Annotated in this window: 12 protein-coding genes; 4 read left to right on the top strand and 8 right to left on the bottom strand. The window is 69.1% G+C overall.

Annotation, left to right across the window (positions count from 1 at the left end; genetic code table 11):
- Positions 1 to 428: 428 nt before the first annotated feature.
- Positions 429 to 2576: a methyl-accepting chemotaxis protein gene (locus tag SLW55_RS12285; RefSeq protein ID WP_267102940.1), complete on the top strand. Its 2148-nt coding sequence runs from the start codon at positions 429 to 431 to the stop codon at positions 2574 to 2576.
- Between the two features lie 237 nt (positions 2577 to 2813).
- Here the strand turns inward: SLW55_RS12285 and secF are convergent, their stop codons facing one another.
- The 6 genes from secF to SLW55_RS12255 all read right to left on the bottom strand — a co-directional run bounded on the left by secF (position 2814) and on the right by SLW55_RS12255 (position 11570).
- Positions 2814 to 3779 (bottom strand): protein translocase subunit SecF, encoded by a 966-nt coding sequence (secF, locus tag SLW55_RS12280; protein WP_017910687.1) that lies wholly within the window; start codon positions 3777 to 3779, stop codon positions 2814 to 2816.
- Between the two features lie 73 nt (positions 3780 to 3852).
- The gene (gene secD / locus SLW55_RS12275; protein ID WP_320745205.1) at positions 3853 to 5697 is read right to left on the bottom strand and encodes a protein translocase subunit SecD; all 1845 of its coding nucleotides are present in this window, start codon (positions 5695 to 5697) and stop codon (positions 3853 to 3855) included.
- 56 nt (positions 5698 to 5753) lie between these two features.
- On the bottom strand, positions 5754 to 6098 hold the full coding sequence (gene yajC / locus SLW55_RS12270) for a preprotein translocase subunit YajC (protein ID WP_017910689.1): 345 nt from the start codon (positions 6096 to 6098) through the stop codon (positions 5754 to 5756).
- A gap of 325 nt (positions 6099 to 6423) precedes the next feature.
- Complete coding sequence (tgt, locus tag SLW55_RS12265; RefSeq protein ID WP_026144018.1) at positions 6424 to 7569, bottom strand: tRNA guanosine(34) transglycosylase Tgt; 1146 nt, start codon at positions 7567 to 7569, stop codon at positions 6424 to 6426.
- A gap of 235 nt (positions 7570 to 7804) precedes the next feature.
- Positions 7805 to 9634, bottom strand: coding sequence for an ABC transporter ATP-binding protein (locus tag SLW55_RS12260; protein WP_152180669.1), 1830 nt, complete (start codon positions 9632 to 9634; stop codon positions 7805 to 7807).
- 319 nt (positions 9635 to 9953) lie between these two features.
- Positions 9954 to 11570, bottom strand: a complete 1617-nt coding sequence (locus tag SLW55_RS12255) for a serine hydrolase (protein ID WP_267099598.1) — start codon at positions 11568 to 11570, stop codon at positions 9954 to 9956.
- Between the two features lie 369 nt (positions 11571 to 11939).
- On the opposite strand from SLW55_RS12255, the gene SLW55_RS12250 reads away from it, so the two are divergent.
- The 3 genes from SLW55_RS12250 to SLW55_RS12240 all read left to right on the top strand — a co-directional run bounded on the left by SLW55_RS12250 (position 11940) and on the right by SLW55_RS12240 (position 14955).
- On the top strand, positions 11940 to 12779 hold the full coding sequence (locus tag SLW55_RS12250; RefSeq protein ID WP_267093886.1) for a DUF72 domain-containing protein: 840 nt from the start codon (positions 11940 to 11942) through the stop codon (positions 12777 to 12779).
- Positions 12780 to 12980: 201 nt separating this feature from the next.
- A complete protein-coding gene (locus SLW55_RS12245) occupies positions 12981 to 13955 on the top strand; it encodes a 2-keto-3-deoxygluconate permease (protein ID WP_320745204.1) in 975 nt (324 codons plus the stop codon).
- Between the two features lie 52 nt (positions 13956 to 14007).
- Positions 14008 to 14955 carry a DMT family transporter gene (locus SLW55_RS12240; protein WP_148829689.1) on the top strand — a complete coding sequence of 316 codons (948 nt, stop codon included), beginning with the start codon at positions 14008 to 14010 and terminating at the stop codon, positions 14953 to 14955.
- A gap of 277 nt (positions 14956 to 15232) precedes the next feature.
- Here SLW55_RS12240 and SLW55_RS12235 read toward each other — a convergent pair whose 3' ends face one another.
- Both SLW55_RS12235 and SLW55_RS12230 read right to left on the bottom strand, forming a co-directional pair.
- The gene (locus SLW55_RS12235) at positions 15233 to 16300 is read right to left on the bottom strand and encodes a sensor domain-containing diguanylate cyclase (RefSeq protein WP_152180665.1); all 1068 of its coding nucleotides are present in this window, start codon (positions 16298 to 16300) and stop codon (positions 15233 to 15235) included.
- 138 nt (positions 16301 to 16438) lie between these two features.
- On the bottom strand, positions 16439 to 17158 hold the full coding sequence (locus SLW55_RS12230) for a pseudouridine synthase (protein WP_043095651.1): 720 nt from the start codon (positions 17156 to 17158) through the stop codon (positions 16439 to 16441).
- Positions 17159 to 17288 lie beyond the last annotated feature (130 nt).

Below are 17288 nucleotides of genomic sequence, written 5' to 3'. Positions count from 1 at the left end.
CGCACTCGCGCGGCTTTTTTTATGTCCGTCATCCGCCGATCGGACCGGCGCACGACCTCCGCACAGGTCCTTTCGCAGCATCCGCCTGGCCTCGCGCAGACCAGCCGCCATCCAGGAAATCCCGTCGAACGCAGAACGCACGGGCCGTTTTTCCGTCACACCGCACTCACGCATTGGACGCTGCGCGCTTCACTCCTGCTTGATCGGCGCTTGCGTAGAAAACGGCACACGACGCGCTACGTGCAGGCAAAACGGCATGTGCGATGCGCCCGACGCAATCGGCGAACGCAGCCCTAAAGATCCACGGAACGCGGCCGATACCGATGCGGGTCTTTGCCCGAACTTCCCCGCTGATCCGTGCCTGCATTGCCGTCCCTGCGGCAATGGAGCCGATAGCGCCGCTCTCTCGCATCTTCCGGAGATCTCGCGTGTCCTTCCATCATCTCACCGTCACCAAGCGCCTGGCAATCGGCTTCTGCGGCGTGATCGCCATGTTGTTGTTGGTCGGCATCACCAGCCTGATCGGCTTCCGCAAGTTCACCAGCGCGGCAGCGCTGGACGCGCACACCTACAAGGTCATCACCCTCGGCGACCGAATGCTGGTGAGCCTGCTCAACATCGAGAGCGGCGCGCGCGGCTTCGCCCTGACCCGCGATCCGTCCTACCTGGCGCCACTCGAACTCGGCGAACGCGAGTTCAGCGCACAGTGGCAGGAGTCCAAGGAACTGACCGCGGACAACGCGGCGCAGCAGGCGCGCCTGCAGACCCTGATGCAGGACTACACGCAGTTCATGACGACCAAGCGCAAGGCGGTGGAGCACATGCGCACCACCGCGGCCGACAGCGACGACGCCCAGCTGGACGCGTTCCGGAGCGTCGGCAAGCAGCAGATGGACGGGTTGCGCGACACGATCGGTCAGTACGAGAACGCCGAGCGCGCCCTGCTGCAGGTGCGCAAGGCCGAGAGCGAGGCGCGCGCGCAGTCGGGCGAATGGACCAGCCTCGGCGGGATGCTGATCGGTATCGTCGCCGCCATCCTGCTCGGCCTGCTGGTCCGCAACAGCCTGATGCGCCAGCTCGGCGGCGAGCCCGCCTACGCAGCCGACGTGGTGCGCCGCATCGCCAGCGGCGACCTGTCGCAGGACGTACGCCTGCGCACCCAGGCGCCGTCGCTGCTCAACGACATGCGGCAGATGCAGGAGGAACTGCGCACGGTGATCCAGGCGCAGACCGAGATGGCCAAGCAGCATGACGCCGGCCGGATCAGCTTCCGCATGGACGAGACACGCTTCCCGGGCGACTACGGGCGCATGGTCCGCGACACCAATGCCCTGGTGCACAGCCATATCTCGGTCAAGCAGCAGCTGATCGCGCTGATGGGCGAGTATGCCGAAGGCGATCTGAGCCGCGACCTGGAGCAGTTCCCGGGCGAGAAGGCGATCCTGACCGAGACCATGGCCAAGGTGAAGCGCAATCTCGGCGCGATCAACGACGAGATCGACCTGCTGGTGCGCGCCGCCGCGCAGGGCGACTTCTCCCGCCGCGGCAATGATCAGCGTTTCCGTCACGCCTTCCGCGGCATGGTCGCCAACCTCAACACGATGATGACGGGCACCGAGACCAATCTGGCGGCGCTGTCGCAGCTGTTGCGCGCGATCGCCGCCGGCGACCTGACCCAGACCATGCAGGGCGAGTTCCACGGCGTGTTCGCGCGGATGCGCGACGACGCCAACGCCACCGTCGCGCAACTGACCGACATGGTCGGCCGCATCCAGCAGGCCGCGGCCAGCATCGACACCGCCGCGGGCGAGATCGCCAGCGGCAACGACGACCTGTCGCGCCGCACCGAGCAGCAGGCCGCCAGCCTGGAGGAAACCGCCGCATCGATGGAGGAACTGACCGCCACGGTGAAGCAGAACGCCGAGCATGCGCGCCAGGCCAACCAGCTGGCCGCCGGCGCGGCCTCCGTGGCCTCGCAGGGCGGCACGGTGGTCGGACAGGTCGTCACCACCATGGACGGCATCGAGGCGGCCTCGAAGAAGATCGCCGACATCATCGGCGTGATCGACGGCATCGCCTTCCAGACCAATATCCTGGCACTCAATGCCGCGGTGGAAGCGGCACGCGCCGGCGAGCAGGGCCGCGGTTTCGCCGTGGTCGCCAGCGAGGTCCGCACCCTCGCCCAGCGCTCGGCCAGCGCGGCCAAGGAGATCAAGACGCTGATCGACGACTCGGTCGAGCGCGTGAACGCAGGTTCGGCGCTGGTCGCCCAGGCCGGCACGACGATGCAGGACATCGTGGCCTCGGTGCAGCGCGTGACCGACATCATGGGCGAGATCGCCGCCGCCTCACAGGAGCAGTCGGCCGGCATTGAGCAGGTCAACCACACCGTCACCCAGATGGACGAGACCACCCAACAGAACGCCGCCCTGGTCGAGGAAGCCACTGCCGCGGCACGCGCGATGGAGCAGCAGGCCGGCGACCTGGTGGAGATCGTCGGCCAGTTCCAGGTGCGCAGCGAGACCTATCCGATGGTGGCGCAACTGGTGGCCCGCGCCACCGCCAACGCGACGTAGCGCGGACGCCCTGCGCGGCACGCACGCCACGGAGGGGATGGGACCGTCATTGACGGCCCCATCCCACGCACGGCAACCCGGCCGACGTCGCGCTGCACCCACCCGATGCCCCCAGCGTCCGCACAAAGAAAAAGCCGCGCATCCGCGCGGCTTTTTCGTTCGCAGGAGGGAGTGCTTCAGGCCCAGGACGTCACGCTTTCACGAATCTCCAAACCCGGATCCCCACTCCCGGCCCCATCAGGGCCTGCGCGCCAGCGCCTCGACGTCCTTCGACTTCGGCAGCAGGTCCTGCTTGGTGACCTGGAACGGCCCGATCGACAGCAGCGGCACCGCCACGATCACCGAGGACACCACCACCACCACCGCACCGATCATGTGGGTCAGCGCCAGGCCTTCCATCGACTCGCCGCCGTACAGGTACAGCGCCAGCGCCGACAGGAAGAACATCACCGCGGTGATCACCGTACGCGACAAGGTCTGGTTGATCGAGCGGTTCAGCACCTCGATCGGCTCCACGCGCAGGCTGCGGAAGTTCTCGCGCACGCGGTCGAACACCACGATGATGTCGTTGATCGCAAAGCCCATCACCGACAGCAGGCCGGCCAGCACGGTCAGGTCGAACTCACGGCCGGTGACCGACACGTAGGCCACCGTCACCAACAGGTCGAACAGCGCGGTCAGGCTGGCCACCACCGCGAACTTCCACTCGAAGCGGAAGGCGATGTAGATCAGGAAGCCGACCAGCATGAACACCGTGGCGTAGACGCCGTTCAAGGCCAGGTCCTTGCCGACCTGCGGGCCGACGAACTCGCCCGGCTTGACCGTGGCCGGGTTCTGCGGCGTGCTCACCGCCTTGCGCACCTGCTCGGCGAGGTTCTTGGTGATGTCCTCGTTGTTGTGCTCGCCCTGCGGCTGCAGGCGGATCACCACCTCGTTGCCGCTGCCGACGTTCTGCACCTGCGCATTCTCGAAGCCGGCCTTGGCCAGCTGCTCGCGCACCTGGTCCACGTCGACCGGCTTCTGGAAGCTGGTCTGCACCAGCGCGCCGCCGGTGAACTCCAGCGCGTAGTTGAAGCCCTTGGCGAAGATCACCGCGAACGAGGCCAGCGCCAGCACCAGCATCAGCACCAGGGTCGGGTGCCGCCAGCGCATGAAGTCGATCTTGGTGTCGTTGGGGATCAGGTGAAGCGGGAAGATTTTCATTGGAGACCGCTCTGCGTTTTTTTGGACCCCGCGCCTGTCGGCGCGGGGACGTGCGGAAGGTGGCGTGCGTGGCTCAGATGGCCACGGACTTGATCTTCTTGCGACGGCCGTAGATCAGCACCGCCAGCGCGCGCGACACGGTGATCGCGGTGAACATCGAGGCGAAGATGCCGATGATCATGGTCAGCGCGAAGCCCTTCAGCGGGCCGGTACCGAACGCGTACAGCGCCACGCCGACGATCAGGCCGGTGAGGTTGGCGTCGAGGATGGTGCCGCCGGCCTTCTCGTAACCGGCCGCGATCGCCGACTTGGGCGGTACGCCCAGCCGCAGTTCTTCGCGGATACGCTCGTTGATCAGCACGTTGGCGTCCACCGACAGGCCCACCGACAGCGCCAGGCCGGCGAAGCCCGGCAGGGTCATGGTGGCGCCGAACAGCGACATCACCGAGACCACGATCAGCAGGTTCATCAGCAGCGCGACCGAGGTGATCAGGCCGAACATGCGGTAGTACACGCTGAAGAACACCAGGGTGAACAGAAACGCGTAGACCACGGCGGTGATGCCGCGCTCGACGTTCTCTGCGCCCAGGCTCGGGCCGATCACGTATTCCTCGACGAAGTCCATCGGTGCGGCCAGCGAACCGGCGCGCAGCAGCTTGGCCAGGTTCTCGGCCTCGGTCTTCTCCAGGCCGGTGGTCTGGAAGTTCTTGCCGAACACGCCGGCGATGCGGGTCGGCGCCAGCGCCTCCTCGTTGACGCGCACGCTGCGCACTTCCTTGCCGTCGACCATGGTCACGGTGGGGATGCGCTCGATGTAGACCACCGACATCAGCTTGCCGGTATTGGCGCTGGTGTAGTCGAACATGCGCTGGCCAGCGGCGTTGTTGAGCGTGACCGCCACGGCCGGCATGCCGTTCTGGTCGGTGCTGACGGTGGCGTTGACCATCTGGTCGCCGGACACCAGCACGCGCTTGCTCAGCAGCACCGGGGCGCCGCTGTCGCGCAGGCGGTAGACCTTGGCGTCGGGCGGGATGTTGCCGCTGCGCACCGCGTCCTCGGCGTTGCCGTCGACCACGCCGCGGAATTCCAGCGTGGCGGTGGCGCCGATCATGCGCTTGGCCTCGGCGGTGTCCTGCACGCCCGGCAGCTCGACCACGATGCGGTCGTCGCCCTGGCGCTGGATGATCGGCTCGGCCACGCCCAGCTGGTTGACGCGGTTACGCAGCGTGGTGAGGTTCTGCTCGATGGCGCCAGCGGCGATCTGCTTCAGCTCGGCCTCGGGCACGGTCACGGTGATGGTCTGCCCGGACACGGCGTAGCTCAGGGTCGGCTGCGCCTTGGCGATGGCCGCGCGCGCGGCGCTGGCATCGACGCCCTCGCCCAGGCTGACCTGGATGCTGTTGTCGGGACGGCGCTCGACCGAGCGGTAGGCCAGACGGCTGTCGCGCAACGTGGTGCGGATGTCCTCGGCGAAGGCGTCCAGGCGCTTTTCCAGCGCCGCCTTCTGGTCGACCTGCAGGGCGAAGTGCACGCCGCCGACCAGGTCAAGACCCAGCACCATCGGCTTGCCGCCCAGGCGCGACAGCCAGTCCGGCACGGTCGAGGCCAGGTTCAGCGCCACCGTGTAGTTCTCGCCCACCTGCTGGCGCAGCACGTCGTTGGCACGGGTCTGCGCCTGCAGGTTCGGCAGGCGCACCATCAGGCTGTCACCTTCCTTGTCGACCAGCTTCGGGGTAATCCCGGCCGTCTTCAGGTCGGCGAGGACCCGCTCGCGCAGGGCGTCGTCGATCTTGCCGCCGCGGCTGGCGGTGATCTGGACCGACGGATCCTTCTGGTACACGTTGGGCAGCGCGTACAACGCGCTCAACGCCAGCACGATCAGGATGAGGACATACTTCCAGCGCGGAAACTCGAGCATTGCGGGACCCCGCACGACGCCACGCCGGCGTCGCGCCTAGCAGTAGGAGAAATGGATCAGGCGGACTTCAGCGTGCCCTTCGGCAGGACATTGCCGACGGCGCCCTTCTGCACGCGGATGCGCACGTTGTCGGCCACTTCGATGGTGATGAAGTTGTCGCCGATGTCGGTGACCACGCCGGCCACGCCGCCGGAAGTGATGACCTCGTCGCCGCGGCCGAGCTTGTCCAGCATCGACTTGTGTTCCTTCTGGCGCTTCATCTGCGGCCGGATCATCACGAAATACATCACCGCGATCAGGATGATGGGCAGCAGGAACATCTGCAGGCCACCACCGGCCGGGGCGGCGCCGCCAGCGGTCTGCGCCTGGGCGACGGGAATCAGGAAATCGAGCGGATTCATCGGGTACGTCCTATGGTTTGGGCAGCCCGACGCCCTGGGGCACGGACCGCTGGTTTGCCTTGCGGCAGCAAGCAGCCGCCGATTATGCCACGATCTTCCCCTTGCCCCCCCGGAACGGCCGCCGCGCCCCTCCCTTCTCCCTGCGGGACCCGCGGCCCCCTTCTCGGGGGAAGGTGCCGCGCAGCGGCGAATGAGGGTACGGGCGAAGCCTCGTATCCTTTCGACTGCACGAGGCTGCGCCCGAACCCTCACCCCAACCCCTCCCGAACAACACGAGGCTGCGCCCGAACCCTCACCCCAACCCCTCTCCCGGGGGGAGAGGGGCTTATCCGTGCTCCGTTGGGAGTGGCGTGGCTTCCATCCCGCGCGCCGCATAGAAGGACCGCCGGAACTGGGCAAAGGTTCCCGCGGCGATCGCCGCGCGCATGTCGGCCATCAGCTTCTGGTAGTACCAGAGGTTGTGCAGGGTGCCCAGCATCGGCGCCAGCATCTCGTTGCAGCGGTCCAGGTGGCGCAGGTAGGCGCGGGTGTAGCCGCTGCTGCAGGCATGGCAGCCGCAGCCCGGCTCGATCGGATCGAGGTCGCGCTCGTACTTGGCGTTGCGGATGCGCACCGTGCCGAACGAGGTGAAGTAGTGGCCGTTGCGCGCGTTGCGGGTCGGCATCACGCAGTCGAACATGTCCACGCCGCGGGCCACCCCCTCGACCAGGTCCTCCGGGCGTCCCACGCCCATCAGGTAGCGCGGGCGGTCGCCGGGCAGGCGCGGATGCAGGTGCTCGAGCATGGCATTGCGCTCGTGCTCCGGCTCGCCCACCGCCAGGCCGCCGATCGCGTAGCCATCGAAGCCGATCGCCTGCAGGCCCTCGATCGAGCGGCTGCGCAGGTCCGCATGCACGCCGCCCTGGACGATGCCGAACAGCGCGGCGTCGTTGCCCAGCGCGTCGTGCGCGTCGCGCGAGCGCTGCGCCCAGCGCAGGCTCAGTTCCATCGAGCGCCGCGCCACGTCCTCGGTGGCCGGGTACGGAGTGCACTCGTCGAAGATCATCACGATGTCCGAATCGAGCACCCGCTGGATCTTCATGCTCTCCTCCGGCCCCAGGAACACCTTGGCGCCGTCGGTCGGCGAGGCGAAGGTGACGCCCTGCTCGCTGATCTTGCGTCGGTGCGCCAGCGAGAACACCTGGAAGCCGCCGGAATCGGTCAGGATCGGCCCGTCCCAGCGGGCGAAGCCGTGCAGGCCGCCGTGATCGCCGATCACGTCCAGGCCCGGGCGCAGGTACAGGTGGAAGGTGTTGCCGAGGATGATCTGCGCGCCCAGCGCCTTGATCTGTTCGGGCAGCACGCCCTTGACCGAACCGTAGGTGCCCACCGGCATGAACGCGGGAGTCTCGACCGTCCCGCGCGGGAAGGTCAGGCGGCCGCGGCGCGCGGCGCCGTCGGTGGTGTGGAGCTGGAACTGCAATCGGGACATGGTCTGGCGAATCTCGGTAAGCCGGGCATTGTCGCATTGCCGGGCCGTCGGCGCCGAACCGCCTGGCGGTGCGCCGCCCAGGGAACACCACGGTCGGCTGGTCGGATGCGCGTCGGGCACGCACAGCGCAGGCCCCGCCCAGGATCATGCCGCGGCGCGTACCCGGCGCCGCCCTGCCCTGGCGGCACGACACCGATGTCGCGCCGTCGCCGGCCATCCTGGATGGCGAGCCGCGTCAGTCCGCCGCGACGAAGCCACCGGTCTGGCGCGCCCACAGCCGCGCGTACAGGCCGCCGCGGGCGACCAACTCGGCGTGGGTGCCGGTCTCGACGATGGCGCCGCGGTCCATCACCACCAGCCGGTCCATCCGCGCGATGGTGGAGAGCCGGTGGGCGATCGCGATCACCGTCTTGCCGGCCATCAGTTCGTCCAGGCTGTCCTGGATCGCCGCCTCCACTTCCGAATCCAGCGCCGAGGTGGCCTCGTCCAGGATCAGGATCGGCGCGTCCTTGAGCAGCACGCGGGCGATGGCGATGCGCTGGCGCTGGCCGCCGGACAGCTTCACGCCGCGCTCGCCGACCTGCGCGTCGTAGCCGCGCTGGCCCTCGCCGTCCTGCAACTGTTCGATGAACTCGTCGGCGCGCGCCTTGGCCACCGCCGCGCGCAGCTGCGCCTCGCTGGCATCGGGGCGGCCGTACAGCAGGTTGTCGCGGATCGAGCGGTGCAGCAGCGAGGTGTCCTGGGTGACCAGGCCGATCTGCTGGCGCAGGCTCTCCTGGGTGACGCCGGCGATGTCCTGGCCGTCGATCAGGATGCGGCCCTGCTCCAGGTCGTACAGCCGCAGCAGCACGTTGACCAGGGTCGACTTGCCGGCGCCGGACGGCCCGACCAGGCCGATCTTCTCGCCCGCGCGCACCTGCAGGTCGAGCCCGGCGATGACCCCGCCGCGCTTGCCGTAGTGGAAGTGGATGTGCTCGAAGCGGACCTCGCCGCGCTCCACGCGCAGCGGCACCGCGTCGGCGCGATCCTGCACCTGCGCTGGCTGCGCGATGGTCTCCATGCCGTCCTGTACCGCACCGATGTCCTCGAAGATGCCGTTGACCGTCCACATGATCCAGCCGGACATGTTGTGGATGCGGATCACCAGGCCGGTGGCCAGGGTGATCGCGCCCACGCTGATCTGTCCGCGGCTCCACAGCCACAGCGCCAGCCCGCAGGTCACCGCGATCAGGAAGCCGTTGATGATGGCGATGGCGCTGTCCATCGCCGTGGTCATGCGGGTCTGCCCGCGGTGCTTGACCGCCAGCTCGTCGATCGCCTCGCGCACGTAGGCCTGCTCGCGCCCGGCATGCGAGAACAGCTTGAGCGTGGCGATGTTGGTGTAGCCGTCGACGATGCGGCCCATCGCCTTGGAGCGCGCGTCCGAGGCGATCCAGGCCCGCTGCTTCATCCGCGGCACGAAGTAGACCATCAGCGCCACGTAGGCCAGCACCCACACCAGCAGCGGCGCCATCAGCCAGGGATCGGCCTGCGCGAACAGGTACAGCGCGCTGCCGGTGTAGACCACGATGTACCAGAGCGCATCGACCATCTGCACCGCCGACTCGCGCAGCGAGGTGCCGGTCTGCATGACCCGGTTGGCGATGCGCCCGGCGAAGTCGTTCTGGAAGAAGCCCAGGCTCTGCCGCACCACGTAGTTGTGCATCAGCCAGCGCGCGCGGTTGCTCAGGCCGGGCACGATGGCCTGGTTCACCAGCAGGTTGTGCAGGGCCACGAACAGCGGCCGCGCCAGCAGCACGACGAACGCCATCCACAGCAGCTCGCCCGCATGGCGCTGGAAGAAGTCCGGCCCCGGCTGCTCGGCGACCATGTCGACGATGCGGCCGAGGAAGTCGAACATCGCCACTTCCACCAGCGCCAACGCGAGACCGGCCAGCAGCGTGGCCAGCAAGAGCGGCCACAGCGGACGCAGGTAATGCAGATAGAAGCGCACCACCCCACGCGGCGGCATCTGCGTCTCGATCTTCGGGAAGACCTCGATCAGGGACTCGAACCAGCGGAACATCGCCACGTCACGCCTAAAAAGGGGCGTCAGGGTAGCGTATTCGGCGTCACACTTCGTGACGCTGGGAATGGGGAATGGAGAATGGGGAATCGTAAAAGCGGCTGCCCGTGCGCATCGCTTTCCCTTGCGGGAGCGGCTTCAGTCGCGACGCGGTAGCGCCGGGATTGGGGGTTTGGGATTGGGGATTCGCGACAGTGGCTCCTCCATCGTTCCCCCTCGCAGGAGCGGCTTCAGCCGCGACCGGGCTTCACCGAGGAAGCCCGGTCGCGGCTGAAGCCGCTCCTACCATTCCCTATTCCCCATTCCCGATTCCCAGCAGTCACTCCACCGGCGTCAGCACCAGATCCTGGAAATCGAAGCTGAAATCGGTCAGCGGCGAGATCGCCTGCATGCGCGCCTCGCGTACCTTGCCGTCGGGCGTGAGCGCGAAATTGATGAAGGCATCGGCATTGAGCGAGCGGTCGCGCCAGCGCACGATGAAGGTGTCGTGCTGCCAGTGCTCCAGGGTGCCGACCAACTGCGCGGTCTTGCTGAACTGCAGCTCCAGGCGCTTGCCCTGCTGGCGCACCACCACGTCGCCGTACCACGGGTCGCGGTAGGTGCCGGCGTAGCCGGACAGCGGCAGCGACGGGGTGGACTTGGCGTCGCGCGCCGCGACGTGCTTGGCCCAGTCCTCGTCGGCATTGGCGTCGGCCTTGGCCACGGCCTTGGCGTAGGCGGCGGTCCAGTCCGTCGCCGGCGCGCCCAGGTAGGCGTCCAGCACGCGCAGGGTGATCGCGTTGAAGGCGGCGCCGACTTCCTGGTTGGTCAGCACGATCACGCCCAGCTTGCGCTCCGGCACCAGGGTCAACCGCGAGACCATGCCCGGCCAGCCGCCGGTGTGCCAGACCAGCTTGGCGCCGCGGTAGTCGCTCAGGCTCCAGCCCTCGCCGTAACCGGCGAAATTGGGCCTGGCCGGCAGCAGTTCCGGCACGCTCGGCTCGGAGATCGCGATCGGCGTGATCATCTGCCACATCTCCTGCTGGCGCTGCGCACTGAACAACTGCCGCGCCTGGCCATCGGCCGCCGGCAGGCGCCCGCTGTCGAGCTGCGCCTGCATCCACTTGGCCATGTCGTGCACGTTGGCGTAGATGCCGCCGGCACCGGAATTGTTGGACCAGGTCAGCGGCGCCACCGTGCGCAGCTCGCGGAAGTCGAACTTGGCGTGGCCGACCGCGGCCTCGTCGCCGGGCTGCAGGTGGTCGCTGTTGATGCGCGCGCCGGTCATGCCCACCGGCACGAAGATGCGCTGGCGCACGAACTCGGCGTAGCTCTGCCCGGACACCTGCTCGATCAGCTTCTGCGCCACCGCGTACAGGATGTTGTCGTAGGCGTAGCGGTCGCGGAAACCGCCCTTCAGCGGCACATGCGCCAGGCGCCGCACCACCTCTTCGTTGCTGTAACTGGTGGCCGGCCAGAACAGCAGGTCGCCCGCCCCCAGACTCAGGCCGCTGCGATGGCTGAGCAGGTCGCGCACGCGCATTTCGCGGGTGACGTAGGCGTCGGACATCTGGAACCACGGCAGGTGGTCCACCACCCGGTCCTCGAGCTTGAGCTTGCCTTCGTCGGCCAGGATCGACAGCGCGGCGGAGGTGAAGGCCTTGGTATTGGAGGCGATGGCGAACAGGGTCTGCGCGTCCACCGGTTCCGGCTTGCCGAGTTCGCGCACGCCGTAGCCGCGCTCCAGCACCACCTGCCCGTCCTTGACGATGGCGATGGCGATGCCGGGCACCTCGAACTGCTTGCGCACGCGCTCCACCTGCGCGTCCAGATCCTGCAGCCCGGGCGGCAATGCGGCCGGGGCCGGTGCGGGGGCCGCGGCGGGGACAGGCGTCTGCGCCTGCACGGTGGCGCTCATCGCCAGCAACAGGCCGCAGCCCATCGAGATGCTCTTCAACTGCGTCGCTCCTGAAGAAGGGAAACCAAGGCCGCACACTGGCGCGCGCGTCCCGGCGAGTGTAGAGCCTGCCGGGCCGTTTGCGGCGACGCCACGGCGGGCGGCGGCACCGCGCGGGGCTTGATGTCTTACAGGTGGGCGCTGACACCGCCGCCGACGTCCACCTCGCGAGCGGCGGCCAGTGCGGTTCCGCAACATCTCCCGTCCCCAGGCATATGCCTGCACGCGATCACGCAGGCCTCGACCTGCCGCACAGGCGGCGGCCGCGCAGCACCGAGCGACCCCGCAAGGTGGCCGGCTCCCACGACCACACCCCGCAACGCCACGCTGCGGCACAATCGCTCCCCGCCTGCCGCCGGACACGCCCGCATGAACGACCTCTTCGACTCCGCCCCGGCCGCGCCGGACGGCATCCGTATCGGCATCGGCGGCTGGACCTACGCACCATGGCGCGGCGGCATGTTCTATCCGCAGGGCCTGGTGCAGCGCCGCGAGCTGGAATACGCCAGCCGCCACGTCACCAGCATCGAGATCAACGGCACCTACTACGGGGCGCAGAAGCCGGAGACCTATGCGCGCTGGCGCGACGAGACGCCGCCGGGCTTCCTGTTCTCGGCCAAGGCGCCCAAGCGCATCACCGCATTGCGGCGGCTGGCCGGCGCCGGCACGCAGATCGAGGATTTCGTCGGCGGCATCGCCAGCCTCGGCGACCGCCTCGGCCCGCTGCTGTGGCAGTTCGAGCACGGCCACCGCCTGGACCTGGACGACCTGGCCGCGTTCCTGGACCTGCTGCCGCGCAGGACCGACGGACGCCGTCTGCGCCACGTGCTGGAAGTGCGCGATCCGGCCTGCGTCGGACCGGAACTGCTGCACCTGACGCGCCGGCACGGCGTGGCCACGGTGTTCACCGATTCGCCCGAGTTCCCCTCCTTCGCCGACCTGGGCGCCGACTTCGTCTATGCGCGGCTGATGCGCAGTCGCGCCGACCTCGCCCATGGCTACCCGCCCAAGGAACTGCAGGCCTGGGCCGCGCACGCGCAAGCCTGGCGCCGCGGCGAGGATCCGCAGGCGCTGCCGCACGCCGATACGGCCGTGGCCAAGACCACGCCGCGCGAGGTCTTCGTCTACTTCATCAGCGCCGCCAAGGAGCGTAATCCCGCCGCGGCGATGGCCCTGCTGAAGATGCTGGGGTCCGCCGCACAGGCGTGACGCGCTCGACCACGCGTACGCGACGCCCGGCACGGCGCAAGCGCGACCGTCGCCGCCGCGGTCGCAAGACGGCTGAACCGGACCCCGAGCGCGCGCACGCGGCGACACCTGGCGGTCGCCGCGCTGGGGTACAACACCGCCCGTCCGGCGCCGTCGCCGGGCCGCGGCCGCGGGCCGCGCCTGCACACGCGGAGTCCCTCGATGCGGATCAAGCACACGCTCGAACGTCTTCCCGGCGCCATGATGCTGGCGCCGCTGCTGCTCGGCGCGCTCTGCCACACCGTGTGGCCGCAGGCCGGCGCCTGGTTCGGCTCCTTCACCGAAGGCCTGATCGGCGGGCTGGTGCCGATCCTGGCGGTGTGGTGCTTCTGCCTGGGCGCCTCGATCCGGCTGCGCAGCGGCGGCCGCGTGTTGCGCGCCTCCGGCGTGCTGGTGCTGACCAAGATCGCGGTGGCGTGGCTGACCGCGGTGATCGCCGCGCGACTGCTGCCGCCGGGCGGCATCGTCTCCGGCATCTGGAGCGGCATGTCGGTGCTGGCACTGGTCGCGGCGATGGACATGACCAATGCCGGCCTGTTCGCCGCGCTCATGCAGCAGTACGGCCGCCGCGGCGAGGCCGGGGCGATGGCGCTGATGTCGCTGGAATCCGGCCCGCTGGTGACCATGCTGATCCTCGGCACCGCCGGCGTCGCCAACTTCGAACCGCGGCTGCTGCTCGGCGCGGTGCTGCCGCTGCTGGCCGGTTTCGCGCTCGGCAATCTGGACCCGGCGCTGCGCGCCCTGTTCGCGCGTGCGGTGCCGGCGCTGATCCCGTTCTTCGCCTTCGCCCTGGGCAATACCCTGGACCTGCGCATGGTCGCCCATGCCGGCATGGCCGGGGTCGCGCTGGGCCTGCTGGTGATGGTGGCGACCGGGATCCCGCTGCTGCTGGCCGATCGCTGGCTGGCCGGCGGCAACGGCAGCGCCGGCCTCGCCGCCTCCAGCACCGCCGGCGCGGCGGTGGCCACGCCCGCGCTGGTGGCGGCGGTGGCGCCGCAGTTCCGGGCCACCGCGCCGGCCGCGACCGCACTGGTGGCGACCTCGGTGGTGGTGACGGCGCTGCTGGTGCCGCCGCTCACCGCCGCCTATGCGCGCAGGATGGCGCGGAACGCGTCGCCGCCGGTGCCAGACGCCTGACCCGTGTGGCGATCCGCGACCGTGGCGGCGCGCTTTGCGCGACAATACGCGGATGCCGATGCACCCCACCACCAAAGCCCAGCTGCAAATCCATTTCTGCGTCCTGCTGTGGGGAATCACCGCGATTCTCGGCAAGCTGATCACCCTGCCCGCGCTGCCGCTGGTGTGGTGGCGGATGCTGATGGTGGTGGCCGCGCTGGCGCTGCTGCCGCGGGTGTGGCGCGGACTGGCGGCGCTGACGCCGAAACTGGCGCTGGGCTATGCCATCGTCGGCGCCCTGGTCGGCCTGCACTGGCTCACGTTCTACGGCGCGATCAAGCTGGCCAACGCCTCGGTCGCAGCGACCTGCATCGCGCTGGCGCCGGTGTTCACCGCGGTGATCGAACCCTGGGTGGCGAAACGGCCGTTCCGCCCCAGCGAACTGGCCTTCGGCCTGGCGGTGCTGCCTGGCGTGGCCCTGGTGGTCGGCGGGGTACCGCACGGGATGCGCGCCGGTGTCGCCGTCGGCGCGGTGTCGGCGCTGCTGGTGGCGGCCTTCGGCTCGCTCAACAAGCGCCTGGTCGACCATGCCGATCCGCTGACCGTGACCGCGCTGGAACTGGGCGCCGGCACCCTGACCCTGACCGCGCTGGCGCCGTTGCTGCCGTTCGTGCTGCCGGCGTTGAGCGGGCCCTTGCTGGTGCTGCCCAGCCTGCACGACACCGCGCTGCTGCTGGCGCTGGCGCTGCTGTGCACGCTGCTGCCGTTCGCCCTGGCCCTGGTCGCATTGCGCCGGCTCAGCGCCTACGCGGTGCAACTGGTCACCAACCTGGAACCGGTCTACGCGATCGTGTTCGCGATCGTGCTGCTGGACGAGCAGCGCCAGCTCACCGGGCTGTTCTACCTCGGCGTGGCGGTGATCCTGGGCGCGGTGTTCCTGCATCCGCTGCTGACCCGCACGCGTCCGGTGCAGCACCCGGAGCTGCTGGCCACCTGCGAGGCGAAGAACGTGGTGGAGTGAGCACGGGGGCGCTCACTTCGGGATTGGGGATTGGGGATTGGGGAGTCGGGATTGGCCCCGCTCCGCGCAGTTGCGGCATCACCGCAGGCCAACGCGAAGGGCGCAGCATGCTCGGGAACTAGCCCCTCTCCCCCCGGGAGAGGGGTTGGGGTGAGGGTACGGCGCGAAAGCGTCTGCGTCGTCTGCGTTCGCGAGGCGACGCGCCTACCCCTGCGGGGGAATTTTTCCCGTAGAACAAGGAGGAACCTGAGGATCGTCCCGGAATGACGTGGCGTACCTACGCCGCCAGCGACACGCAGTCGCGGCCGGCACGCTTGGCCTGGTACAGGCCCTGGTCGGCGCGCTTGAGCAGGTCCTCGGCGCTTTCGCGACCCTGCAGCGTGGCCACGCCGATGCTGGCGGTGAGCGGCACGCCGAGCTGCAGCAGACTGGTGTCCTGGCGCAGGCGCTCGCAGGCGCGCATGGCCTGCGCCGCGTCCATCCCCGGCAGCAACAGCGCGAACTCGCCGCCGCCGTAGCGCGCCACGACGCTCTCGGGCGGCAGGCGCGCGCGCAGCATGTCGGCCAGCGCCAGCAGCGCCTCATCGCCCTTGTCGTGACCATGCAGGTCGTTGACGCTCTTGAAGTAGTCCAGATCCAGGATCGCCACGCTGAGCGGCGCCGAACCCGGCTGCGCCGCCTCGGCATGGATCATCAACGCGGTGGCGAAGGCGCGGCGGTTGAGCAGGCCGGTCAGCGGATCGGTGCGCGCCTGTTCCAGCAGTTCGGCGTTGAGCGATTCCAGCGATTCCTGGTATTGCAGCAGCTGTTGCTCGTACCAGGCGCGTTCGCGCAACTGCAGCGCCAGCGCATGGCTGCTGCGGCGCAGTTCGATCAGCTGCATCACCTGCCGCGACAGCGCCTGCAGCGCCGCCAGTTGTTCCGGCTGCAGGGTGCGCGGACGGTTGTCGAGCACGCACACCGTGCCGACCGGCAGGCCCTCGCGGGTCAGCAGCGGCGCGCCAGCGTAGAAGCGCACCCCGCCCTCGGTGACCAGCGGATTGTGCTGGAAGCGCGCATCGGCGGTGGCGTCGGCGACCACCATGACCTGCTCCGGGGTCAGGATGGTGTGGCCGCAGAACGACTCGTCGCGTGCGGTGCTCAACAGGCAGACGTTGCGCTGCGCCTTCAGCCACTGGCGCTCGTCGTCGACCAGCGAGATCAGCGCCGAGGGCGTGTCGCACAGCTTGGCGGCGATGCCGACCAGATCGTCGTAGGACGCTTCCGGTTCGGTGTCCAGGATCTGCAATGCGTGCAACGCCTGCAGGCGTGCGGCTTCGTTGTCGGGCTTGCGGGGCTTGATCACGGAATACCCGGCGGCGGCGATGGTTCGGTTCGCATTGCGCAGTATGGCCAAATCCGCGACGGACGCCAGCCCTGGCGGGCGCGCCGCCTGTACGGTTGGGCCGCGCGGCGGCAGCCGACCGCCGACACTGCGACGTGGTTACCACTCCTGGCGCTGCGGCAGCAGGCCGCGCAGTTCCTGTTCGGTGAGATTGCGCCACTGGCCCGGCTTCAGCGCGCCGAGCTTGATGTTGTCGATGCGCACGCGGCGCAACTGGGTGACCCGGTAGTCGAACGCCGCGGCCATCAAGCGGATCTGCCGGTTGAGCCCCTGCTCCAGCACGATGCGGAAGCCGAACTTGGCGATCCGCGCGGTGCGGCACGGCAGGGTCATCTGGTCGTGCACGCGCACGCCGCGCGCCATGCCGCGCAGGAATTCGTCGGTGACCGGCTTGTTCACCGCCACCAAGTATTCCTTCTGATGGCGGTTCTCCGCGCGCAGGATCTCGTTGACGATGTCGCCGTTGCTGGTCATCAGGATCAGCCCCTCGGACTCCTTGTCCAGGCGCCCGATCGGGAAGATGCGCTGCTCGTGGCCGACGAAGTCGACGATATTGCCCTTGACCGCGCTCTCGGTGGTGCAGGTCACCCCGACCGGCTTGTTCAGCGCGATGTAGACGTGGCGGCGCCCGCTCTTGGTCTTGGCGCGCGCGCGCAGCGGCTGCCCGTCGACCTTGACCTCGTCGCCCTCGCCCACCACCGAACCGACCCCACCCGGCTGGCCGTTGACGGTGACCCGGCGCGCGGCGATCAGCCGATCGGCCTCCCGGCGCGAGCAAAAACCGGTCTCGGCGATGTGCTTGTTGAGGCGGACGGACATGGGCTGGGAGCTGGGAATGGGGAGTTGGGAATGGGGAATGGCAACAGCGGGCTGCTGCCGGCTGGGCCATGGCTAACGTCGGGAACGACGGCAGGGAGCGGCAGCGGGGACGCCCCCATTCCCGATTCCC

Origin of the sequence: Xanthomonas sp. LF06-19, from assembly GCF_034105425.1 — a bacterium.
In the GTDB taxonomy this organism is placed as follows: domain Bacteria; phylum Pseudomonadota; class Gammaproteobacteria; order Xanthomonadales; family Xanthomonadaceae; genus Xanthomonas_A; species Xanthomonas_A sontii.
Note: the sequence above shows the minus strand (reverse complement) of the source record. Positions and strands in the feature narration are given on the sequence as shown.